At 36.7% G+C, this 24,020-nt stretch carries 18 protein-coding genes and 1 pseudogene; 7 read left to right on the forward strand and 12 right to left on the reverse strand.

What is annotated here, in order from left to right:
* Nucleotides 1-46: 46 nt before the first annotated feature.
* The gene (locus AAGD66_RS01395; RefSeq protein WP_264339380.1) at nucleotides 47-3,301 is read right to left on the reverse strand and encodes an isoleucine--tRNA ligase; all 3,255 of its coding nucleotides are present in this window, start codon (nucleotides 3,299-3,301) and stop codon (nucleotides 47-49) included.
* A gap of 233 nt (nucleotides 3,302-3,534) precedes the next feature.
* Here AAGD66_RS01395 and AAGD66_RS01400 point away from each other — a divergent pair, with 233 nt between their 5' ends.
* Nucleotides 3,535-4,944: an oligopeptide:H+ symporter gene (locus AAGD66_RS01400; RefSeq protein WP_341814554.1), complete on the forward strand. Its 1,410-nt coding sequence runs from the start codon at nucleotides 3,535-3,537 to the stop codon at nucleotides 4,942-4,944.
* Between the two features lie 139 nt (nucleotides 4,945-5,083).
* Here AAGD66_RS01400 and miaB read toward each other — a convergent pair whose 3' ends face one another.
* The 3 genes from miaB to hemJ all read right to left on the reverse strand — a co-directional run bounded on the left by miaB (nucleotide 5,084) and on the right by hemJ (nucleotide 7,777).
* The gene (miaB, locus tag AAGD66_RS01405; protein ID WP_010962578.1) at nucleotides 5,084-6,403 is read right to left on the reverse strand and encodes a tRNA (N6-isopentenyl adenosine(37)-C2)-methylthiotransferase MiaB; all 1,320 of its coding nucleotides are present in this window, start codon (nucleotides 6,401-6,403) and stop codon (nucleotides 5,084-5,086) included.
* Between the two features lie 613 nt (nucleotides 6,404-7,016).
* Entirely contained in the window at nucleotides 7,017-7,295 is a 279-nt protein-coding gene (locus AAGD66_RS01410; RefSeq protein WP_155968384.1) for a hypothetical protein, read from the reverse strand.
* Between the two features lie 53 nt (nucleotides 7,296-7,348).
* Nucleotides 7,349-7,777: a protoporphyrinogen oxidase HemJ gene (gene hemJ / locus AAGD66_RS01415; protein ID WP_010082641.1), complete on the reverse strand. Its 429-nt coding sequence runs from the start codon at nucleotides 7,775-7,777 to the stop codon at nucleotides 7,349-7,351.
* Nucleotides 7,778-7,832: 55 nt separating this feature from the next.
* Between hemJ and pdhA the strand changes: the two genes are divergently transcribed.
* Entirely contained in the window at nucleotides 7,833-8,813 is a 981-nt protein-coding gene (pdhA, locus tag AAGD66_RS01420) for a pyruvate dehydrogenase (acetyl-transferring) E1 component subunit alpha (RefSeq protein ID WP_265024664.1), read from the forward strand.
* 400 nt (nucleotides 8,814-9,213) lie between these two features.
* On the opposite strand, the pseudogene AAGD66_RS01425 reads toward pdhA, so the two are convergent.
* Nucleotides 9,214-9,976, reverse strand: a pseudogene (locus AAGD66_RS01425) (IS5 family transposase).
* A gap of 83 nt (nucleotides 9,977-10,059) precedes the next feature.
* On the opposite strand from AAGD66_RS01425, the gene AAGD66_RS01430 reads away from it, so the two are divergent.
* Entirely contained in the window at nucleotides 10,060-10,983 is a 924-nt protein-coding gene (locus tag AAGD66_RS01430; protein ID WP_155968382.1) for an RluA family pseudouridine synthase, read from the forward strand.
* Nucleotides 10,984-10,990: 7 nt separating this feature from the next.
* Here the strand turns inward: AAGD66_RS01430 and AAGD66_RS01435 are convergent, their stop codons facing one another.
* Both AAGD66_RS01435 and aspS read right to left on the reverse strand, forming a co-directional pair.
* Entirely contained in the window at nucleotides 10,991-12,253 is a 1,263-nt protein-coding gene (locus AAGD66_RS01435) for an MFS transporter (RefSeq protein ID WP_006280528.1), read from the reverse strand.
* 61 nt (nucleotides 12,254-12,314) lie between these two features.
* Nucleotides 12,315-14,117, reverse strand: a complete 1,803-nt coding sequence (gene aspS, locus AAGD66_RS01440) for an aspartate--tRNA ligase (protein ID WP_007548818.1) — start codon at nucleotides 14,115-14,117, stop codon at nucleotides 12,315-12,317.
* Nucleotides 14,118-14,313: 196 nt separating this feature from the next.
* Here aspS and AAGD66_RS01445 point away from each other — a divergent pair, with 196 nt between their 5' ends.
* The 4 genes from AAGD66_RS01445 (at nucleotide 14,314) to AAGD66_RS01460 (ending at nucleotide 18,223) form a co-directional block, all read left to right on the forward strand.
* The gene (locus tag AAGD66_RS01445; protein ID WP_174515653.1) at nucleotides 14,314-14,745 is read left to right on the forward strand and encodes a hypothetical protein; all 432 of its coding nucleotides are present in this window, start codon (nucleotides 14,314-14,316) and stop codon (nucleotides 14,743-14,745) included.
* A 3-nt stretch (nucleotides 14,746-14,748) separates the two neighbouring features.
* Entirely contained in the window at nucleotides 14,749-15,372 is a 624-nt protein-coding gene (ccmA, locus tag AAGD66_RS01450) for a heme ABC exporter ATP-binding protein CcmA (RefSeq protein WP_341814495.1), read from the forward strand.
* Nucleotides 15,373-16,143: 771 nt separating this feature from the next.
* Nucleotides 16,144-16,269, forward strand: coding sequence for a hypothetical protein (locus AAGD66_RS01455; protein WP_264705915.1), 126 nt, complete (start codon nucleotides 16,144-16,146; stop codon nucleotides 16,267-16,269).
* 658 nt (nucleotides 16,270-16,927) lie between these two features.
* Nucleotides 16,928-18,223 carry a Na+/H+ antiporter NhaC family protein gene (locus AAGD66_RS01460; protein WP_174515651.1) on the forward strand — a complete coding sequence of 432 codons (1,296 nt, stop codon included), beginning with the start codon at nucleotides 16,928-16,930 and terminating at the stop codon, nucleotides 18,221-18,223.
* Nucleotides 18,224-19,223: 1,000 nt separating this feature from the next.
* On the opposite strand, the gene AAGD66_RS01465 is transcribed toward AAGD66_RS01460, so the two are convergent.
* From AAGD66_RS01465 to AAGD66_RS01485, 5 genes are all read right to left on the reverse strand, one after another.
* Complete coding sequence (locus AAGD66_RS01465; RefSeq protein ID WP_264724191.1) at nucleotides 19,224-19,523, reverse strand: type II toxin-antitoxin system RelE family toxin; 300 nt, start codon at nucleotides 19,521-19,523, stop codon at nucleotides 19,224-19,226.
* On the reverse strand, nucleotides 19,504-19,728 hold the full coding sequence (locus AAGD66_RS01470; protein ID WP_010962565.1) for a hypothetical protein: 225 nt from the start codon (nucleotides 19,726-19,728) through the stop codon (nucleotides 19,504-19,506). The genes AAGD66_RS01465 and AAGD66_RS01470 overlap by 20 nt, the downstream gene beginning before the upstream one ends.
* 94 nt (nucleotides 19,729-19,822) lie before the next feature.
* Nucleotides 19,823-21,529, reverse strand: coding sequence for an arginine--tRNA ligase (gene argS / locus AAGD66_RS01475; protein WP_264724192.1), 1,707 nt, complete (start codon nucleotides 21,527-21,529; stop codon nucleotides 19,823-19,825).
* Between the two features lie 93 nt (nucleotides 21,530-21,622).
* On the reverse strand, nucleotides 21,623-21,841 hold the full coding sequence (locus AAGD66_RS01480; protein ID WP_010962563.1) for a hypothetical protein: 219 nt from the start codon (nucleotides 21,839-21,841) through the stop codon (nucleotides 21,623-21,625).
* Between the two features lie 195 nt (nucleotides 21,842-22,036).
* Entirely contained in the window at nucleotides 22,037-23,752 is a 1,716-nt protein-coding gene (locus tag AAGD66_RS01485) for an ABC transporter ATP-binding protein (protein WP_264724193.1), read from the reverse strand.
* Nucleotides 23,753-24,020: the final 268 nt, after the last annotated feature.

Raw genomic sequence — 24,020 nt, forward strand, 5'->3', positions numbered from 1 at the left:
TTAAGTATAGCATAAATACTGACAATCTTGCAACTTTATTAAAAATTTAACGCTCAATACTAACACTTAAATCCTGATATTCCTTAGAATAGAAGTTAGTTCCAATTTCTGTATTAATGTCCAAAGATAAGGCAAGGGTCTGCTCTTTTATATATTCAAACCACGTATTTATTGCTTCCTTAATTTTCTCATCTTCTGTTTTGATTATTACTCTGATTCTATCTGATATATGAAAATCAGCTTGTTTCCTAGTTTCCTGAATGAGCCTCACGACATCTCTCGCTAGCCCTTCTAGAATCAATTCATCATTTAAAGTAGTGTTTAGGATAACAACCCCTTTGTTGTTATCAAATACAGAGGAGAATTCACTGTTTGCTTTTAATAATAGTTCATATTCGCCTTTTTTTATAGTATAGTTCTCTGTTTCGTCTCCCAGAAATATCTGTTCATTTCCAACTTGCCTCCATTTTCCCTCTTTGACGTATTGAACTAATTTCTTGATCTTGCCTGGAACTCTCTTTCCAAGCACAGGGAAGTTGAGTTTTAACTCTAGTGATGCAACTTCTTTCAACTTATCCACTATTTCTAATTCTTTTACATTTACCTCATCTTTTATCATCTCTTGATATTCACCTTCAAGAAAACCACAGGAAGACTGATGATAAATCCTCATACTGCCAAGTGGCTGTCTGATACGTATGTTAAAAGTGTTTCTAATAGAGAGTGCAGAGTTACATATCTCTCTCACTAGATCCATTTTGGCAATGAGCTGACTATCAAACTTCTCTAATTGTGGAAAATTAGCCAAATGAACAGATGTTTCTTCATACTTAAGCCCTTGCCATATATTCTCTGTTATAAGTGGCAACAAAGGAGCTGCAGCTCTTAGTATGTAATAAAAAACCGTATATAGAACATTATAAGCATCAGTTTTATCCTGATCCAAATCACCTTTCCAAAAACGCTCGCGACTGCGACGAATATACCAATTATTTAGCACTTCAAAAAAGTTCATTAAAATTTTGCAAGCCTCTTGGGAGTTATAGTTGTTCATAGAAGCTTGGATACCTTCTACAGCTTCAAAACACTTGGAAATCATGTAACGATCAATAGTGCTTCTATAGTCCTTACACACTTCAGCTTTAATTCCATCTGCATTTGCATACATAGTAAAAAAGTGATAACTATTCCAAATAGGTTTTATTACATTTTTTAGAACATCTCGTATTGAGTTTCCTTCTTTATCGAGTAGCAAATTACCACCACAAACAATAGATCCAGAAAGCATAAGAAAACGCAGTGCATCAGAACCGTATCTATCAAAAACCTCCATTGGATCTGCATAGTTATTCAAACGTTTGGACAATTTTTGCCCTTTTACATCCAAAACAACACCGTGGCATATGCAGTTCTTAAATGGTTCCCTATCAAACAAAGCAGTGGACAATACAAAGAGCGTATAAAACCACCCCCTGGTTTGCGCTATGTATTCAGTGATAAAATCCGCAGATTCAAACCACTCCTTATTTTCAAACGGATAGTGGATTTGCGCAAATGGCATCGAGCCAGATTCAAACCAGCAGTCAAACACGTCAGGTACACGGCGCATAACTGATTTTCCTGTTGGATCATCAGGATTTGGTCTTGTTAAAGTATCGATAAATGGTCTGTGCAAGTCGTCTATTTTAACATTAAAATCTCTCTCCAGTTCTTCTATTGAACCATATACATCTACTCTTGGATATCTCGCATCGTCTGATTTCCATACAGGGATTGGTGTACCCCAGAATCGATTGCGTGAAATTGACCAGTCGTGTGCCCCTTCAAGCCATTTTCCAAATTGACCATCTCTAATGTGGTTTGGTATCCAATTAACTCTCTTATTTAGCTCTACCATTCTGCTTTTGAATTTTGTAACAGCAACATACCAAGAAGGCATAGTGCGATAGATCAAAGGAGTGTCAGTTCTCCAGCAGTGTGGATAATTGTGAATATATTGTTCAGTTTTAAACCAATTCCCTTGCTCTTTTAATTTTTTTATTACTGTATCATTGGTATCAAAAACATGAACCCCTGCCAAATCTGAAATTTCAGCAGTAAATTTTCCACTGTTATCAATTGGACAAATAACTGGAATATCATGGCTTTGGCAAAGGTAAAAATCTTCCTCACCAAATCCAGGAGCAGTATGCACAACGCCAGTACCATCTTCTTCCGTCACATAATCAGCAATAAAAACGCGAAATGCATTTTTTGTGTCTTTAAAATAGTCAAACAGTGGTTTGTAAGAAAGACCTGCAAGATCATTCGCTTTAAGTTTTATATTGCAGTTTTCATATGGAATATTGTTTTGTTCAGAGTGGCTGATAAATTTCTCTAAGTAGCTTTCAGCAAAAATGTATATTTCACCATTCATTGAACTTCCTTCACTACTCCCTGTCATCCCAGTGCCCAGACACTGGGATCCAGAAATAGATTCCAGCGTCACGCGCTGGAATGACATCAAAGGGTGGACTGACACTGCACAATACTTAATATCTTTTCCTATTGCTAAAGCCAAGTTGCTCGGCAACGTCCAAGGAGTTGTAGTCCAAGCAAGTAATTTACACTTTCGTTTAACACTTTTAAATTGCTGTGGGTTTTCTAAAAGCTCAAATGCAACAGTTACAGCTTTGCTAACTTTTTCTCTATACGCGTTATCAAGCCTTGTTTCGAAATTAGATAATGGAGTTTCGCATGCCCAGCTATATGGTACAACGCGCACTGATTCATACACCAGACCCTTATCATAAAGCTGCTTGAATGCCCACATGACCGACTCCATGAATGATTTATCCATAGTCTTATAGTCATTGTGAAAGTCTACCCACCTTGCTTGCCTATTTACATACTTCTCCCACTCTGATGAAAATTTCATCACAGAAGTACGGCAATGATCGTTAAATTTATCTATACCAAACTTCTCTATCTCAGTTCTACCAGATATTCCAAGTTCTTTTTCTGCACCCATCTCAGCCGGCAATCCATGGCAATCCCAGCCAAATCTACGTTCAACCCTTTTTTGAAGCATAGTTTGATATCTTGCAAATGCGTCTTTGATGAAACCAGTGAGTAAATGTCCATAATGCGGAAGTCCATTTGCAAACGGAGGCCCATCGTAAAAGACAAAACAATTATCCTTGGAACGTTCTTCAACTGACCGCTCAAAAACTTTGTTTTCCTGCCAAAATTTTATGATTTCCTTTTCTAACGATAAAAAATCAGGACTACTTACTGTATCAGGATAATGCTTTGACTTCATGTTCGCTATGTAAAACTAAAGAATATAGGGCTTTCTGAAAAATTACAAATTCAAAAATATTTCCGTAGCTCACACTCCAACAAACTATTCTGCCGAGCTTCCAATACCTTTTTTTAAGTTTTACTTGCAGTTTTTATTGTTTTACTTAACATTAACCCAAGCTTTAGGGGTATTTTATGGATCAGAAGACAGATAAGTTTCCACAATTTTTAAAAATGTTGTGCTTTGTTGAAATGTGGGAACGTTTCTCTTACTATGGAATGAGGGCACTTTTGGTCCTATTTTTGACTTCTCACTTAGGTTTCACTGATGAGAGGGCCTTTACTATTTACTCATTATTTGCTGCAACAGGTTATGCTATACCAATACTTGGAGGTTTTTTAGCTGATAAGTTGATGGGATTCCGCAACATGGTGTTGCTTGGAGGGATAGTGATGATAGCAGGTCATGCTTGCATGTCATTGGTTAAGTTTGAACCAGGTTTATTATATTTAGGTTTATCTCTAATAGCCATAGGTACTGGTATGTTTAAAGGGAACGTAACTAACTTACTTAGTTCATGCTATGGCAAAGACGATCCTGAACGTAGCAGAGGCTTTACTTTATTTTACGTAGGTGTGAATATTGGAGCAATATTGGCTTCTATTTCATGTGGTTATGTAGCCCACTTGTTTGGCTGGCACTACGGCTTTGGTTTAGCTGGTATTGGGATGTCTATAGGGCTAATCTTTTTTCTCAAATTTCAGAATCTTTTAGGAGATAGCGGCCTTTCTCCTTATCCAGAGCTTATGAATAAGCGCATATTAGGGATTAAAATTTTTGGTATAGTATTGATAGGAAGCTTTCTGTCATCATCAATAATTGCTAAAATGCTTATACATAGTGAATTTTTTACTAATATGCTCATATTTATTGGAATAACAGCTCTGGGCATATTTATTTATATAATATCTAAATTATCAGCAGAACAAAGACGAAAATTAGTGGCATTATCTATTCTTGTGGTATTTTTCTTGTGTTTTTTTGCTTTAGAAATGCAGCTTGGCTCTTTGGTTAACTTATTCACCGAAAGAAACGTTATTAACAATGTATTAGGTATAACAATCCCAGCTTCAGTTTCTCAAGCCATAAATCCTTTGTCAATTATAATATTTGGCTTTCTTTTTGGAACATACATGAAGTTTAAGCAAAAATATGCAACTTCCATGTTTACCCTTGGCCTTCTGACAATGGCTATGTGTTTTTTCACACTGTACATAGGATGTTTAAACTCTAACATTGAAGGTAAAGTAGAATACTTATATTTAATAATTGCTATCTCCTTTATGGGACTGGGAGAATTATGTATTGCTCCATTAGTCCAAGAACAAGCAACTACACTAGCCCCCAAAAACCTTAGAGGAGTAGTGATGGGTATAGTAATGCTGTCATTAGCGTTTTCTAACCTAGCCGGAGTTGCAATATCAAAATTTATGTCAGTTCCTTCAGTAAATGGTAAAATAAATTATTTAGAATCTTTAGAAATATATAAAGAGGGTTTTTTAAAGGTGGGAATATTTAATTTAATGCTCGTTATTGTATTTTTATTCTTCTTCAATTTTATACATAAAGTTGTTACTAACTCATCTTGTACAAAAAATTGATATAGGTAAGCTCAAATTTGTAGGTTTAAGGTACCCGTTCAGCAGAGGTAGCAATTAAACTTTGTAACTTTTGAAAAAGATTATGATTGCATTTTTTCAATACTCTTTGCTTAAGATTTATATTTAACGCTGCTTAAAATCAGTGAAATGCACACCCCAGCAAACTACTCTGCCGAGCTTCCAACACTTTCACATTTACTATTTTGTCCCTGTATTTATCTTCAGAATCATCAATGCACACTGATTGCATATATGGGCTTTTACCAATAATTTGGTTTTGGTGTTTACCTTTTTTATCGCTAAATAGAACAGGTATAGTTTTACCTACCATACTCTGGTTAAACTCAAGTTGTTGCTTACTAATTAATTTCTGTAAACGAAGAAGGCGCTCTGTTTTAACCTCTTCTGGTACTTGATCTTTTCTTTCCGCTCCCGGTGTGCCTGGTCTTGGGCTGTATTTAAAACTATAAGCCTGAGCATATCTAACTTTTTCTACTAATTTCATAGTTTCTTCAAAATCTTTTTCGGTTTCTCCAGGAAAACCAACAATAAAATCAGAAGAAAATTCGATTTCAGGTTTCAATTTGCGAAATCTGTCTATTATTTCCAAATACTCCTCTGCAGTGTGTTTCCTGTTCATCGCGTGCAATATTTTATTCGAACCAGACTGCACAGGCAGGTGAACAAACGGCATGAGCTTTGGCTCTTCCGCATGTGCCAAGTAGAGAGATTCATGCATATCTCTTGGATGAGAAGTTGTATAACGAATCCTCTCTAGCTTTTCAATTTTAGCAATATGACTAATTAATTTTCCTAAATCCCACACTTCCCCTTCGCACTCCCCATGGTAAGCATTGACGTTCTGACCAAGCAAATTGATCTCATTTGCCCCATTTGCAACTAATTTCAATGCTTCACGAAATATTTCATTCACTGGCCGTGAATACTCAGCTCCACGAGTATAGGGCACTACACAAAACGTACAAAATTTATCACAACCCTCTTGTATGGCAAGAAACGCAGAAGATCCCTGGCTATTGCCATAGCATTCATCTGGCAATTTATCAAACTTTGCAACTTCAGGAAAATCAGTGTTTATTACATGACCTTTACTTCTGCTTGCTTTGACTATCAGCTCCGGTAAGGTAGCGATACTCTGCGGACCAACAACAATATCAACAAAAGGAGCCCTTCTGAACACTTCTTCTCCCTCTGCTTGCGCTACACACCCAGCCACCACTATAGTCATTTCTTTTCGTAACGAATGAATCTTCCCAAGCTCTGAGTAAAGTTTTTCTGCTGCCTTCTCTCTAATGTGACAAGTATTCAGTATCACTAAATCGGCTTTCCCTGCATCACTAACAACGTTGAACCCCAAAGGTTTAATTACATTTTCCATTAAAACGGAGTCATAAACGTTCATCTGACAGCCGTAAGTTTTAATATATAGGCCTTTCATATTTGGTATGTCTTTTTCAAAATTTCTTCACCCTACACGTAAATGTCTAACAGACCAGCGCGTGACGCTAGTGAACTTGCTAGCACAATAGATTTTGACAAAATTATACGAAAAACTGGATCCCAGTGTCAAGCACTGGGATGACAAGTTCTCGGCAACCCCTACGTCATACCATCACGGTATCTCTAGATCCCGCTAACAAGTAGCGGGATGACGGTTGTCAGGGTGTCATGAAAGTAGCTAACACTGGCTTCCATCCAAGAGGGCAGTGCCCTCTTCTTGTCATCCCAGTGCTTGACACTGGGATGGCTTTGTTGCATCGCTACTTATGAAAGGCTAACTATAGTTAGGATTATAAGCAACCTATTGAAAATCTTGTTTTTTTGCAATCAATCTGATCAAATTTAAGAATAGTAATTTATTATTTATATTAATAAATTTAATTCTATTGAAAATAGCTAAAGCATTGAAATTCTTGAATTTTAGCCGGATTAGTGAGTGGTAGTGAAATTTCTTTTACTCAAATTTAGGTATTCACTGACCGTTCTTGTTATAAATACCAGAATAATAAGCTACTGATATTCTCTACCTTTTTTATCTTTATCCATCATAGCTAGCGATGCAACAAAGCCCACTGGGATCCAGGAAAAAGAATGGTGTCATGCAAGTAGCTAACACTGGGATCCAGGAAAAAGAACGGTGTCATCCGAGTAGCTTGACACTGGCATCCAGGAAACTTAATTGCAAGTAATGCATTGAGTTTGGTAAGTATGGGTTTTGCGTTATAGAATGAAGCACTTTTGGTGAATTTGTAAAGAAAGCTGGATCCCAGTGTCAAGCACTGGGATGACAAGAAAGGGAGCACTGGAATTTTTATTTCAGTATTGTACATTAGCCATGCATCTGAACAGATACGAGCTTTCTGCTTTTTTTGGGTAAGGTCAGTCAAAAAGGTTTTACAACAACCATAATAACTATAACTATTATCAATACTGTAACTGCTTCATTTAAAACGCGAAAATAAATATGTGACTTCTTATTCGAACCCATTGCAAAATTTTTCCTATATTTTGCAAGTAGCATATGAATAATTAACATCAAAAGTATTGCAAATGCTTTTACATGAAACCATCCTTCACGATATGCTTCCCTAATAACCATTAGTGTAATTCCAAGACCAAGTGAGAAAAGCATTGCAGGGTTTATGATATATCTAAGTAGCCTCTTTTCCATTGTTTGAAGCAAGCTATCATTTTCCGATCCCGGTTTTACAGTTGCATGGTAGACATAAAGCCTGGGTAAATAAAGCATACCTGCCATCCACATGATAACAGAGATAACGTGAAAAGCCTCAAGCCAGTGGTAATAGTTCATTAGCAAAAATTTAAAATTCCTGGTATTGTGTTAGTTTAATGAAAAAGAAATCGATATGAAAGCAGAAAATTTCACTAAAGAACAGATAATTGGATTCTACAGGAAAATGCTACTCATACGCAGATTTGAGGAAAAAGCAGGACAATTATATGGGATGGGATTAATAGGCGGGTTCTGTCACCTATCAATAGGACAAGAAGCAGTTGCAGTTGGAACTCAAGCTGCATCAAAATTAGGTGACGCTTTTATCACAAGTTATAGAGACCATGGCTTAATGCTCGCATGTGATTCTGATCCAAATGTTGTAATGGCAGAGCTTACCGGCAAAGAAACAGGATGCTCGAAAGGTAAAGGTGGTTCGATGCACGTATTTGACGTTGAAAAAAAATTCTTCGGCGGGCATGGAATAGTGGGAGCACAAGTTCCAATTGGCACAGGAATAGCATTTGCTAATAAATATAAGAAAAAAGATAATGTGGTATTTACATATTTTGGCGACGGTGCTGCAAATCAAGGACAAGTATATGAATCGTTTAATATGGCATCTTTGTGGGAGTTGCCTGTGGTTTACATCATAGAAAATAATGAATACGCAATGGGAACCTCCGTGCAAAGGTCAACTTTAGTAACAGAGTTATATAAAAGAGGAGAAAGTTTTGGTATTCCTGGAAAACAAGTTGATGGAATGGATTTTTTCTCTGTTTATGAGGCTACAAGCGAAGCAGCGGAACACACACGCAGCGGAAAAGGGCCTATCCTGCTTGAAATGAAGACATATCGATATCGCGGTCACTCAATGTCAGATCCTGCTACTTATCGCTTAAAAGAAGAAGTTGAAGATATGAAGCAAAATCATGACCCTATAAGCACTTTAAAGAAATACATGACAGATAATAAAATGACTTCAGAAGAAGAGTGCAAAGTAATTGATAAGGAAATACGTGATTTAGTAAAAAAGTCGGAAGATTTTGCCAAAAATAGTAAAGAACCAAGCGTTGATGAGCTGTATACTGATGTTTATAAATTTGTTAGCTAATTTTTTTATCCAGAACTGTACAAACATTGTATAGTAAACGATGTCATCCAAATAGCTCCTTCTCCCGTCATCCAAGTGCCCTCCTTTTTTTGTCATCCCAGTGCTCTGACTACTTGGATCCAGCTGAGTTGGTGAGTATAAAAGTATAGCTAACGCAAGCTCTACGTCATGCCGCCGCGAACCGTCATACCGCGATTCATTCGCGGTATCTCTAGATCCCGCTAACAAGCAGCGGGATGACGGTTGTCAGGCTAGCTGTCATCTCAGTAGTTTCCTTCTCCTGTCATCCGAGTAGCTGACACTGGTTCCTTTATGACGGCAGTAGCCCCTTCGGTGTCATTCCAGTGCTTGACACTGGAATGACACCAATAATTGACATTTCACTAGGCAGTGTCGACATTTATTTTAACCAAAGATAAATGCCAGCAATGTGAACAAAAGACAGAAAAGCTATGGCCAATTTGTCGTAGCGTGTAGCAACTCTGCGGAAGTGCTTGATTTTGTTGAACATCCTTTCGATTAAGTTTCTCTCTTTATACAATTCTTTGTCATATTCTCTTGGTGTTTTTCTGTTGGAACGCGGTGGGATTACTGGCTCAGCATTTACAGCTTCTGCAGCCTCAATCATATAATTTGCGTCATACCCTTTATCGGCAATAAGTGCCTCCATGTTCTTGCCTTCTATCAGGTCTAAAGCTTTTACGTAATCCGATCTTTGCCCTGCAGTAACAAAGAATCTCAGTGGGTTGCCCAAAGCATCACAAGCAGCGTGTAATTTGCTTGAAAATCCTCCTTTGCACCGTCCCAGCTCTTGTTCTTGTCTACCAGTTTCCACATTTTTTTCTTGCACCAGCAGCATGTTGATGTGCCCTGATTATTGTTGAGTCTATCATGAGCCACTCTGTGTCTCCATTAACAGCTAATGTGTTGAAAATCATCTGCCAAACACCAGATTTTGCCCACCTTATAAAACGTTTATGTACACTTGACCATTTTCCATACTCAGCCGGCAATGCTCTCCATGTTGCTCCTGTTCTACCTATCCACATTATTGCAGCTACGAATCTCCTGTTATCTTTTGCGCTTCTTCCTCTATCTCCTTCCTTACCTGGCAGACTGTTTTTTATTCTCTCCCATTGCTCATCTTTTAAATCATATAGCATTCTCTTTACCTATTAATAAAGAGTACTCTATATCACTATTTTTTTATGTCGACAAGACCTAGATATTCATTATAAATAATGGAATGCTACAAAGTATAAAAACCATATTAATAGAAGACGATAACGTTAGGCTGGATAGGTACATCAGAAGAATCTTTCCTGATCTAAAGCAATCTGTAATTGAAAAATCTTTAAGGAAAGGATTAATCAAAGTTGATGATTGCAAAGCAAAGTCCAGTGATAGAGTAAATTCTGGGCAAACTATAACGCTGAAGCACTTGCATTATATTGAAAACGCTAATTCTGATCGCAAATATAATGAAAAGTTAGTGAATCTACTAAGAGAGAACATATTATATGAAGACGAATATATACTAGCTATAAACAAACCCGCAGGGGTCATCGTTCAAGGTGGCGTAAAAGTAAAGATTAGCATGAGTGATTTGCTTGACCAAATAAGAGAGGGAGAAACATTTAAAATTGTCCATAGGCTAGATAGAGATACGAGTGGAGTGATAATATTCGCACGCAACGCTAATGTTGCCAGATACCTTATGGAAGAATTTAAAGGACGAAGAGTAAAAAAAACTTATTTAGCATTAACTTCTGGCATACCGAGCAAGGATAGTGGAACAATAGACTATCCATTGGTGAAAAAATATGTTTCAGGTCAAGAAAAAGTGGTCGTTGATGAAAATTCACCTCAGAATGCCACTACGCATTTTTCAATTATAGCAAAATCCAAACACAATGTTGCTTATTTAAAATTACAACCAATTACCGGCAGAACCCATCAGTTACGTGCACATTTAGCTCATATAAATTGCCCTATTCTTGGTGACGGTAAATATGGTGGTAAAAAAGCTTTTATTGATGGGATAGCAAATAAAATTCACCTTCATTCGCATTCTTTATCTTTAAAACTGCCAAACAATAAAGAAATCACTATCACCGCTCCTATCACTAAACACATCGAAAAATCCATTGAAGCGCTATTTTTCGACTGAAACGATTTCACCAATCAACTTTTCTGTCTTTGGCTTTAATTTGAAGCACAGATATTAGGCTAATTAATGCGCAGGCAGTAAGATAAATGCCTGCTGCAAGTTTTGTTTCGGTTTTTTCTATAAGCCACATGCATATGTATGGAGAAAGGCCACCAAAAATTCCTGCAGATATATTATTTGCTAAGCTTACGCCAGTGCATCTTACTTTTGTTGGAAACAGTTCACAAATAACAGAACCATATATTCCAAAAGATGCACCTACTGGTATAGTAATCAATAAGTAAGTTATTATTACGACATAGTGGTTAACGGAAGATAATAATGGTAATACACATGTACCAATCAGAGATAGCATAATCAGTACAGGAATCATTACGCGTTTTCTTCCAACTTTATCAGATAAAATTGCAAAAAGTACCGCAGATGCTGCAAATACAACCTGTATTACTATCCTCATTAAATCTTTAACACTAATAGATAAAATAACTAGCTCTTTTATTGATATATTATAAAACATTATTGCTGCGTAGACAATTGCATTCTGAGCAATTCCCAGATTGATTGAAATAATAAGCGGTCTTTTATAGTTTCTTACTAGTTCTAACAATGGTGAATGTGCTAAATTATTAGCGTACTTATTAGTTTTATATGCTAAGCTTTCTTTTAATATGTACCTAGTTAAAAAACCTATTGTCCCCAAAAAAAAGCAAAAATAAAAAAGCAACTTCCATCCCCATATTTCATAGTTCTCACCTGTAACTCTTTTGCAGATAAATATCATTGTTATGCATAAGAGCGTTCCAAGGGCTCCGCTAAAGGGCTTCATACTTCCTAAGAAACCTAGATTTTTTTTATCTTTTGAATGCTCTATCGTAAATGCTGTATTAATGCTTGTTTCACCTCCTGCAGTTATTCCTTGCACTATTCTACAAAACACAAGCAATACAGGTGAAAGCAACCCTATTTCTTTATACCCAGGTATAATTCCCATAATTGTGGATGATATTGAAATTAATATTACTGAAGTAAGTAAAGTCTTTCTTCTGCCATACTTATCTCCCATATAACCAAAAATTACTGCACCAATTGGTCTAAACGCAAAACCAATTGCAAAAACACCAAGGAATTTGAGTGTACTCAAATAATGATCTTCTGATGGGAAAAAAACGTTGATGATTGTATCTGTTAATACTCCAAAAAGAGTGAGTTCATACCACACAATCATGTTACAGATCATGCCCGATAGTATTGCTTTTTGGATATTATTCATGGTCTTTCAATTTAACATAACCTAATATATCATTAACCGGTGCTCCTTGCTATAAAATTTTTCATTCAATAACCTTCAAGGATAATTCACGTAAATGCTTATCCTCCACCTTGGAAGGAGCACCCATTAGAACATCTTCACCTTGCTGGTTCATAGGAAAACAGATTACTTCACGAATATTTGGCTCATCAGCAAGCAGCATAACTATTCTATCAACTCCTGGTGCTATTCCACCATGAGGAGGAACACCAAATCTGAATGCACGTACAAGTGCACCGAATCTTGTATCAACTTCTCCCCGGCTATAACCTGCAATGGCAAAAGCTTTATACATGATATCCAGTTTGTTATTACGAATCGCCCCACTTGACAGTTCTATTCCATTGCAAACAAGATCATATTGGTAAGCAAGGATATCCAGTGGATTTTTGTCCTCTAAATCTTTCAGACCACCGTGTGGCATGGAGAATGGGTTATGAAAGAAATCGATTTTTTTACTTTTATCGTCATATACAAAATATGGAAAATCAATGATCCAACAAAACTTGAAGATATTATCATCTATAAGACTGAGTTCTGACCCTAAAAGAGTGCGTACTTTTCCTGCAATGTTTGCCGCCTCATTCTCTTTGTCAGAAGCAAAAAATACACTATCTCCTGGCTCTATGTTTGTTGCTTCTCTTATGTGGTTTAGCCTATTTTCATCAAGAAATTTAGCAATTGGGCCTTTCGCAGTTCCATCTTTATCAAACGTTATATATCCGAGACCCTTAGCACCGAATTCTTTTTGCGCATGTTCTATCTTTTTATCAAAGAAGCTGCGTGGTTCCTCTGCTGTTTTAGGTGCAGGGATGGCTCTCACTACCATACCACGCTCAATATTGCTTTTGAAAATATTGAACCCTGAATCACGAAAAATTTCTGTAACATCGCTGATTAATAGTGGATTGCGCAGATCTGGCTTATCAGAACCATATTTAAGCATTGCTTCTTTATATGTAATACGTGGAAAATCTTTATCAACAGACTTACGAGAAAATTTAGCAAACACTCTATATAAGGTAGACTCAATAATCTGAAAGATGTCTTCTTGAGTTACAAAAGACATTTCAAGATCTAGCTGATAAAACTCTCCCGGAGAACGGTCAGCCCTTGCGTCTTCATCACGAAAACACGGTGCAATTTGGAAATATTTATCAAACCCTGAAACCATGAGCAACTGTTTGAAAATCTGCGGAGCTTGTGGCAATGCATAGAACTTGCCAGGATTTAGCCTGCTTGGCACTAGGTAGTCGCGTGCTCCTTCAGGAGAGGAAGCAGTGAGTATTGGAGTTTGAATCTCTAAAAATCCTCGCTCTATCATGAGCTTGCGGAGCTCTGCAATAATTTGTGAGCGCAAAATAATATTGTTGCGGACTTTTTCACGTCTTAAGTCAAGAAATCGATATTTAAATCTCATGTTTTCTGGGTATTCTTGCTCGCCGGTAATGCTTGCCAATATACTTCTTTCTTCTTTTGCTATTTCTTCATCAAAGTGGAACTCAACTTCCGACTCAACGCGCAAATTGTTGACTATCACCTCGATTTCTCCGGTAGAAATAGAGCTGTTTACCGTATCTTCAGTTCTAGCTTCAACTATTCCTGTAACAGTAATTACACTCTCTAATTTTAAATTTGATATCTCATCAAAAAAGTCTTTGTCATTATTAAATACTAGCTGAGTGATTCCGTAGAAGTCTCTTAAATCAACAAAAATTAGGTTACCATGGTCGCGCTTACGATATAACCATCCAGAAAGGGTAACTTCCTTTTCTACGTCGTTCTTCCTCAGTTCATTGCACGTATGAGTTTTATAGCAGTTCATATTTGTTTTACTTCTAAATTCTTTAAGAAGTATAGAAATAAACCTTATTACATACAAGCCCGTTCGTCAGATATTTGCGCAATTTTCGAAATAGAGCAGTACTGCTTTTATATTGTCTTTACCCGCAAAAAAATTGCACAATTTCTATAATTATGGTATAATAGTAAGGGTATTTTTAATGAATTAGATACAGGAAATGCCACTTACACAGATCATATTATATAGCGTAACATTACTTGCTGTAGCTGCAGTATTTCTCTTTTTGAGAAAAATATACAAAAATCGCATTAGAAAAATCATATTTCCTAGAAAAGTTTTTAAAGAAGAGTGGGAAGAAGACAGAAAATTCAATGAATTATATCAAAAAAATAAGCAAAAAGAGTTGATGAAACAACAAGAAACGCTACGCGAGAAACAAAAAGATGTGCAAGTTTATAAAGAAGATCCAGAAATAGTTGACATAGCAAAACCGGTAGGTAAATGGACAAAGATGGTTATGATGGGTAATGGTTTAATGCAGCGTTTTGCACAATTGATACATAGAGAAGGCGGACAGAAAGGATTTTGGGAGCTGTTTGTTAAAGCTCAGGCTTCAACTCAAGGTAAACATAAGGGGAAGGGCAGATAATCCATGCTTGAATGTGAAAATTTATCCTGCGCTCGTAATAATAAGGTACTATTTAAGAATCTCAGTTTTAAAACTGAGCTAAAATCAAAGATTCTAATCACTGGTCCAAATGGTAGTGGTAAAACCAGCTTAATTAGAAGTTTATCTGGACTTTTACCACCGGTATCAGGCAATATAAGGCACTGCGGAAAAGATATATATGATGATCCAAAATCCTATATACCTTCTATGGTCTATATAGGCCATAAGAATGCCTGTAAAGATAGCTTAACTGTTGCTCAAAACGTAGAATTCTGGGCAGGAATACGAAATACTAGAGAATTGATTGTGGCAGCTATTTGTTGCTTGCAGTTGCAACCTGTACTTAATATTAGATATGGCGAACTTTCTGCAGGCTGGAAAAGGAGAGTTGCGCTTGCTCGCCTCTTGATTTCTAATGCAAACGTTTGGCTGATAGATGAACCATTTTGTAATCTTGATAGTGCAACGTGTGAATTAGTGCTGAACCTAATCTCAATACGCTCTGAGCAAAATGGTATAGTAATTATTACAGGGCATAGCTCTACAGAGCAATTGTGTGATTTTACAACGATTGATATACGTAATTTCAATAGACTTCTTGTATAGTTTTTGGCAACAACCGCTAGAAATAAAAAACTTGCTTGACAAACTCCGCCAGCCCCCTTATCATAAACACTGAAGCTATTTATTTATCTTCTCTGTACAGATTAAATGACAAAAAAACTCACGTATCTGGCGTCTCATGTTTAATTTTTTGCACTATGTGCACCTTATGTCTTTATCAAACTTCTACCTACATAAGCTGAAACGCGCTTATAAAGCGTTTAAAACATAAAAAAACGCCAACTTAAAAAATGGATAGTGAATAACTAGCTACCCTAGGGTTTCTTTTGCCTTTTTTTCTGTTTAGTAAATTTCTTAAACATTTATAGCTAAGGTTAGTTGCATTTAAAAGCAGCTGAGTCGCGGTTATTAAGCGTTTAGAATAAAAAAACGCCATACTTGAAAGTATAATGTAAGTAATTAGCCAACTACGGGGCTTCTTTTGCCTTTTTTTCTGTTTAGTAAATTTCTTAAATATTTATAGCTAAACGACAACCGTCATCCCGCTGCTTGTTAGCGGGATCTAGAGATACCGCGAATGAATCGCGGTATGACGTAGGACTGCTGTCATTCCAGTCTGGAATCCAAAAAAAAGGATGATGTCATCCGAGTAGCTTGACTACTTGGATCCAGTTTTCTTTACAAATTCACAAAAAGTGCTTCATTCTATAACGCAAAACCCATACTCACCAAACCCAATGCATTACTTGCAATTAAGTTTCTTGGATCCAAGTAGTCAAGCTACTCGGATGACACCCTTTTGGATGGAGACCAGTGTCAGCTACTTTCATGACACCATTCTTTTTTCTGGATCCAAGTAGTCAGGGCACTAGGATGACAAGAGAAAGAGGCTACTGGGATGACAGCTACCCTGACAATCGTCATCCCACTACGTGTTAGCGGGATCTAGAGATACCACGGCGGTATGACGGTTCGCAGCGGTATAGTAACTCGTCATCCCGCTGCTTGTTAGCGGGATCTCTTGTTAGCGGCTGAGATACCGCGAATGAATCGCGGTATGACGGTGTAGATAGTATCCCGCTGCTTGTTAGCGGCTAAGGGATACCGCGAAGGGATACTGCGAATGAATCGCGGTATGACGGTTAATTATTCTGCGGCGGTATGACGTAGAGCTCGCGTTAGCTATACTTTTATACTCACCAACTCAGCTGGATCCAAGTAGTCAGCTACTTGGATGACAACCTGTTGAGGCTGCGCTTACACATTCCACTTTCTATGCTCACCAAACAAATTTGCTTACTCGCAGCAAAATTTTCTGGATCCAAGTAGTCAGCTACTCGGATGACATCTTTGTGTTTGAGGCAAAACCAGCTATAACATTTCTTCGCAAACAAATGTTCGTACAGTTGTGCGCGTGATGCTGGAATCTAGACAACAATTAGATCCTATTGTCAAGCAATAAGCTACATGTGCTATTTATTTAGTAGATTAAATATGAAGTTTAAAACTCTGCTATTGACTTCCTGTAGAACTAGTGAAAACCAAACTTGCTTAAAACCACTTAATTAGTTATAGTTATAAGTTTAGGTACAGTAAAATGACAGCTTTTGTCCCCTTGATTATTTTTTTAATCTTGTATCTTGGAAGTGGTGCTTATTTTTCTTTTATCGGAACTGATAATCCACTTCATCAGGTTTCACCAGTAATATGCTTGTTACCAGCACTATTTTTTGCTGTCTCACGTGGTACAAATAAAACTCAGCATAACATCGATACTGTTATCAAGGGCATGGGTGACAAAAACACCCTTACTATGTGTTTAATTTTTTTATTTTCTGGAGCATTTTCTGCAGTTACTCAATCAATTGGTAGCGCAGACACTGTTGCTAATTTAATTCTTAATTTCCTTCCAGCAAGATTACTGCTGCCTGGAGTATTTTTGGCTTCTGCTTTTATTTCAACTGCAATTGGCACATCTATGGGAGTTGTTGCGCTGATGGTACCTATAGCTGTTAATCTGGCAAAAAGTGGAGCTTTTGGTCTCGAAATAGGAACTGCAACTGTAGTAGGTGGTGCCGTGTTTGGCGATAACCTTTCGATGATATCTGATACCACCATTGCATCTGTTTCTTCACAGGAAGCTTCAGCAAAAGATAAACTTAAAATGAACTCTAAAGTTGCACTTATTGCCAGCATTATAACACTCATCTACCTAGCAGTTGCCTCAAATAGTACAAAAATTATTTCTATATCAAATTTAGATTATTATTCTATAATAAAAATTATTCCTTACATTTCTTTAATAATCATGGGGCTGCTTGAAGTCGCCACTTTAGTAACAATAACTATAAACATAATTATTGCTGGTGTGCTAGGAATAACTTTTTTTGACTATGCTATCATTCAATTTCCTCATGACGTGTATGACGGTTTCAAAAAAGTAAACGAAATAGTGATATTTGCTCTATTTATCGGTGGATTGAGCCATATAATGTACAAGCAAGGTCAAAAAGCGTTGCATAAACTCATCGATGAAAGCAATATCACAAAAACTAAAGCTGAATTTGTGATAGCAGGAATTGCGTCTATGTTTACTACCTTAGTTGCCAATAATACCATTGCTATTTTACTAAGTGGTGGCATTGCAAAAAGGCTTGCACAAAAACACAGTATTGCGCCACATCGCAGCGCATACTTATTAGATGTTTTTGCTTGTGCTACAAAAGGTATCTTACCTTATGGTTCCCAACTATTGCTAGCAGGTAGCATCGCCTCTGTATCACCTATTTCTTTATTAACACAGGTATATTATTGCTTTATTCTAGCGGCAGTTACAATAGGCGAAATAATCATCAACAGCAGAAAAGAGAAACATTGTGCGGCTGCAACTTAGAGTTTCTCTTTTTTTACCCATAAGGAACGGAATTACTTGACACCCTTCGCCAACCCCCTTATCATGAAACTGAAGCTATTTATTTATCTTCGCAATCTGTGCAGGTTAATGACAAAAAACTTAGGGTATTTGGCGTCTCATGTTTAATTTTTCGCACTACGTGCATCGCATGTCTTTAAAAATTTTTAGGTTTTTATCTATATAAGCCGAAACGCGCTTACAAAGCGTTTAAGACAGCAAAAAACGTCAAATTGACAAGGGAGAATTTGAATGCTAGCTACTACGGGGTTTCTTTGCCTTTTTTCCTGCTTAGTAAATTTCTTAAACACTTGCGGTGTAGGTTAGTTGCAAGTTAAAAGCAGCTAAATCGCTCTTAATCAAGCGTTTTAGAATAAAAAAAACGCCGGTATTTTAGTACATGGTAAATAGCCAACCACCACGGGGCTTCTTTTGCCTTTTTTTTATTTGGTAAATTTCTTAAACATTTATAGTTACAATTTAAGAGCCCGTAAAGGGTGTCATTCCAGTGCCCCTGTGATGTATTCCAGTGCTTGACACTGGAATACAGTTTTCCATATAATCTCATCGAAAATGTTGTAACCACTTTCCATGCTAGTTTGCTTGTGAACAAGCAAACTTTTCTGGATCCCAGTGTCTGGGCACTGGGATGACAAGAGAAGGTACTAGCCTGACACCCTGACAACCGTCATCCCGCTGCTTGTTAGCGGGATCTATGCTAATGCCCTTTTATTCTTTCAATTATGTTATTTCCATTTAAATCTGTCTGTTCCGCAACTTCAGTGAATACAGTTGAATACTCCCTAAAACTGATCGTCATAACTTTACCCTACTTTGAATAATATTTTGATCATTACATATTGTAACAAAAAAAAATCAACTCATTTCTTCTAACGGCTCTATATTAAAGATAGAAAGTCCAGAAGCAATGACGTGTGCTAAGGCTTGGACAAGTTCCAGCGGTGAGATCTTTCTTATATTTTTAATTGTGTAATCTCCTGTGTTTGTAAATGTTTTTTCTATGCCCCACTGCAGTAATAAGTACTCTGCACTCTGAATGATTTATGCTGTAAATTATACAGTAGTTGCTAACCCTTATCCTATATTGCCCTCTAAAGCTATGACATAAAGGCTTTCCTAGATTAAAAGGATCAACTGTAAGGCGTTTCTTTATGGCCTCCTGAACCATTAATTTAATCTTTGCCGGAAGAGCTGGAATTTCTTTTTCAATAACATTTTTTAAGAATTTTATAGTGTAAGTTTTATTTCCAGATGTTTTCATCATCCTCTACTTCTTCTTCACCTTCAGAGAGGCGATCGTCAGCTATTTTGGATAGCTCTACATCTTCTTCGAACTCTTCTTCCACTAAATCTACTAAAACTTCAGGAATAGTTTTATTTTGAGTCTCTGCCATTTCTGTAAGATACTGAGCCAATTTACTGTCAAAACTTACATTAACATTGAGCTTTTTTTGACTGTGAGCCATATATTAACCAGAAAATACTACTATAAACTATAACATTTTTACTTAATTTTGTCAACTTCTCTATTCGTTGAAAAAACAATCTTGCATAAAAAAATCAACTCATCTCTTCCAAAGGCTCTATATTGAAGATAGAAAGTCCAGAAGCGATGACGTGTGCTAAGGCCTGCACGAGAAACATTCTTGCAGCGGTGAGGTTTAAGTTGTCTTCCAGTATGAAACGCATGTTTAAATCACTCTTGCCATACCCCCATAAAACGTGAAACGCTTCTGCAACTTCAAGTAAGTAGAAAGTAATTCTGTGTGGCTCACAAAGCCTTGCTGCAATTTCTACCACATCTGGCCACTTTGCTAAGGTTTTTATGAGGAAGAGCTCTCCACCTGTCCTTAAAAGTGAAGGATCTGCTGTTGGGAGCTCTTTTGGAGCATTACGCATTAACGAATGAGCACGAGCATGCGCATATTGCACGTAAAAAATAGGGTTGTCTTTTGACTGTTCTTTAACTTTAGCAAAATCAAAGTCCAAGACCATATCATTCTTGCGTGTTAGCATTATAAAACGAGTTATGTCCCTGCCAACTTCTTCCACTACATCTCTTGCTGTTAGGAAGTTTCCTGATCTTTTGGACATCTTAACAGGTTTGCCGTTCTCGAAAAAATTCACAATATTATGCAGTTTTACCTCTATTTTTGCTTGATCATCACTGAGCGCAGAGACGACTGCTTTGAGTCTTTTGACATAACCGCCGTGGTCACTACCAAGCTCTACGATCATATTGTTAAAACCACGCGATATCTTATCAAAATGGTAAGCAATATCCGAGGCAAAATAAGTCCAACTGCCGTCCTCTTTTTTCAGTGCGCGGTCAACATCATCGCCAAATTTTGTAGAGCGAAATAACATTTCTTTTCTGGAAGTCCAATTTTCACTTTCTTTGCCTTTTGGTTTCTCCAAGTACCCTTCATACACTAGACCCTTGTCAGACAATATCTTTATACTCTCTTCAATTTTGCCACTTTTTTGTAGCTCATACTCTGAAGTAAAAACATCATGACTTACTCCAAGTAAGTTCATGTCTTCCTTTATGATTTCTAAGATAGAACTTAAAGTATAGTCTCTAATCACTTGATTATCTTGCTTTTCTAGAAGCTCTGCGCCATATTTTTTGGCCAGCCCAGTCCCTATTGGTTTTAAATATTCACCTGGGTATAAACCTTTTTCGATGCTGATTTTTTCTCCCAGAGCTTCTTTGTACCGCAGATATACTGACTTTATTAGTGTATCTATCTGCGCTCCAGCATCATTAATATAGTATTCCTTAGTAACTTTATAACCAACTTTTTTCAATAAATTTGCCAGAACGTCACCAAATACTGCCCCTCTTGCATGACCAATATGCAGTGGACCAGTTGGATTTGCAGATACAAATTCAACATTAATGGCCTGATTGTTCCCTATATCTAGGGTGCCAAACTCTGTTTTTAGCTCATTTATTTGTTTTAAAATTCCATGCCACACTTCTATTTTTAAGTGCATGTTGATGAAACCAGAGCCTGCTATTTCCACTTTTGCAACTTCATCAAAAAGTTCAAATTCTTTGGCTAAAACCTCTGCAATTTCAATGGGATTCTTCTTTTCATGCTTTGCAAGCACCATAGCAACATTTGTGTAAATGTCTCCATGGACTCTATTGCTTGGAGGCTCTATGATAAAGTTTGCTGCACTTGTGCTTATAACACCCCTTTGTTTCAACTCATTCAATTTACTAAAGATTAGAGAAGAAATCTGCTTAAAAATGTTCATTCACTATATTGCTATAAAATCTATAGCAGTATAGTGAATAAGTGGGACTAGTTGAAGGTTTATCTTAACTATTTTATCTTCCTGGATCAGAGTTTATATTAAGTCGTTGCCGTAACCATGGTAAGAGAAAGCCATACCTTCGCTGTAACCATCATTACCAGCATCAGGCTCTTCAACATCATCAGTTACTACCTGATCTTCAGTTGTGATTTTATCCTTGATCGTCTCGTCTACACCCTCATCACTATAAGAAAATTTGTTAGTATATGAATAGCGATTATTGATTTTATCACTATAGTTATGTTTTAACATAGAGACCTCCTATACAGTCAAAATTGGAATTACATTAAGATAGAACAAGCTATGAATATAACGTGAATGAAAGAAACTACAGATCACGAAATTTCCGGATAACTATGGAACCATTATAAAATAATAAAATTAAAAATTTAATAATTTTAATTATAAATCTAGCATATCAACTAACGGTATGATTTAAATTTTCTTTCAATTCCACTGTATCTTCGCCAGTTTTGCATATAGCCCGTCTTTACTTATTAGAGAGTCATGAGTGCCTACTTCTTCTACTTTTCCATGATTAATTACTATAATCTTGTCAGTCTTGAGTGCGGTTGATAGCCTGTGTGTAATTACGATTGTTGTTCTGTTTTGCATTAACTTGCTCAATGCTTTTTGCACGAGGTTCTCACTTTTGTAATCAAGGGCAGAGGTTGCTTCATCCAGTATTAAAACCTGAGGATTGTTGAGTATGGCCCTTGCTATTACAATACGTTGTTTTTGTCCTTCAGAAAGTTTTAATCCTCTTTTTCCTACAAATGTATCAAATTTATCAGGCAGCTTATCAATAAATTCCATCGCATAAGCGCTGATGGCTGCTTGCTTCACTTCCTCATATTCGGCACCTGGTTTGCCATATAGTATATTTTCCATTATTGAGCAAGAGAATATCATGTGATCTTGTGGCACTAAGCCAAACAACGATCTGAGGTCATTTAGCGCAATTGACTTAATATTGTGCCCATCGATAGTAATGCTACCTTTGTTTGGATCATGAAAACGGAGCAGAAGCTTTAAAATGGTGCTTTTACCACTGCCAGATGGTCCAACAATTGATACTGCTTGACCTGCCTCTATAGAAAATGATACGTTATTTAACGCTGGCTTATCAGACTGAGATTCATAAAAAAATGTTACGCCATTAAACGAAATTCCCTTTTGAACACTACAAATTTTTATAGGATCATCGGGATCTGCTATAGAGCTTTTCATATTTTTAAATTCAAATAAACGCTCTACTATTCCAAGACCTCGTTGTAAATCACTGATATTATCGCTCAAATTATTTATAGCTCCTGCCGCAAGCGCTGAATAAAACACAAATGAGGAGAGTTCTCCAATAGTTATATTATTGCTTAAGACTTCTTTAATACCAAAAAAGAGCAAAACAACTAGTGAACCTATCACACACGTGATAACTAGAGTTACTAAAATAGCACGCAAGAGTACTAATTTTACGTATGATTTTGATACTGAGTTTAAATGTTCCTTAAAACGGATTTTTTCGTTTTCCTCGAGTACAAACGATTTGATAGTCACTATAGATCTAAAATTTTCCTCACTAAATGACGCAAGCTCACTTAATTTATCCTGGGCAAAGCGTGCATGGCTACGCACTTTTTTTCCAAGTGAGGTCATGATAATGAGTAGTATAGGTATTATTGCGGCTGCATACGCAGTTAGTTGTATATTTGTATACAATAACATAGCAACACTACCAATCAGAATCACAAAATTTCGTAATATGGTTAGTAAGCTGCTGTTTATTATTGATTGCAGCACAGAGGTATCAGTAATTAACGCTGAGATAACATCTTGTACGCCTGTGTTCTCAAAGAAACTTGGTTGCAAGTTAGTGATACTGCTATATAAGTCATATCTGATTCTTGCGATAACTTTCTCGCTGCCAATGCCAATGAAATATAACCGAGTAAATGCAGTGAGAGAAATGGCTAAAACTATAAGTATTGCAACTAATAGTTTGGTAGTAAAATCGTGCTCTGTGCCAGAATCAATTATATTGCTTAAGCCTCTGCCAAAGAGGAGGATCGTTAAGGCTGAAAATAAAACTGCAATAAAAGCTATGACAAAATAGGATAGATTAGGCTTTATATAGTAAAATAACTGCCTAATATTAGATCGCATCGTATTTTAAAGTTTCTAAAGTTAAGTATATAGATTCTAGTTTCAGGGGAAAGGGGAAAGGTGTAGTATGAAGCAATTTAGGTTCTGCAGCTGTTATAGTCCACCAAGAAAGGGTAGTAGCCCGCAGAAACGAAAAACTTGCTTGACAAACTCCGCCAGTCCTCTTATCATGGTATTGAAGGTATTCAGTTATCTTCATCTGTGCAGATTAAACAGCAAGAAAACAACGTAGTTGGCGTCTTATTTTTAATTTTTTGCACTATGTGCA

This window comes from Wolbachia endosymbiont (group A) of Dendrolimus pini (assembly GCF_964026835.1).
GTDB classification, from domain to species: Bacteria; Pseudomonadota; Alphaproteobacteria; order Rickettsiales; family Anaplasmataceae; genus Wolbachia; species Wolbachia pipientis.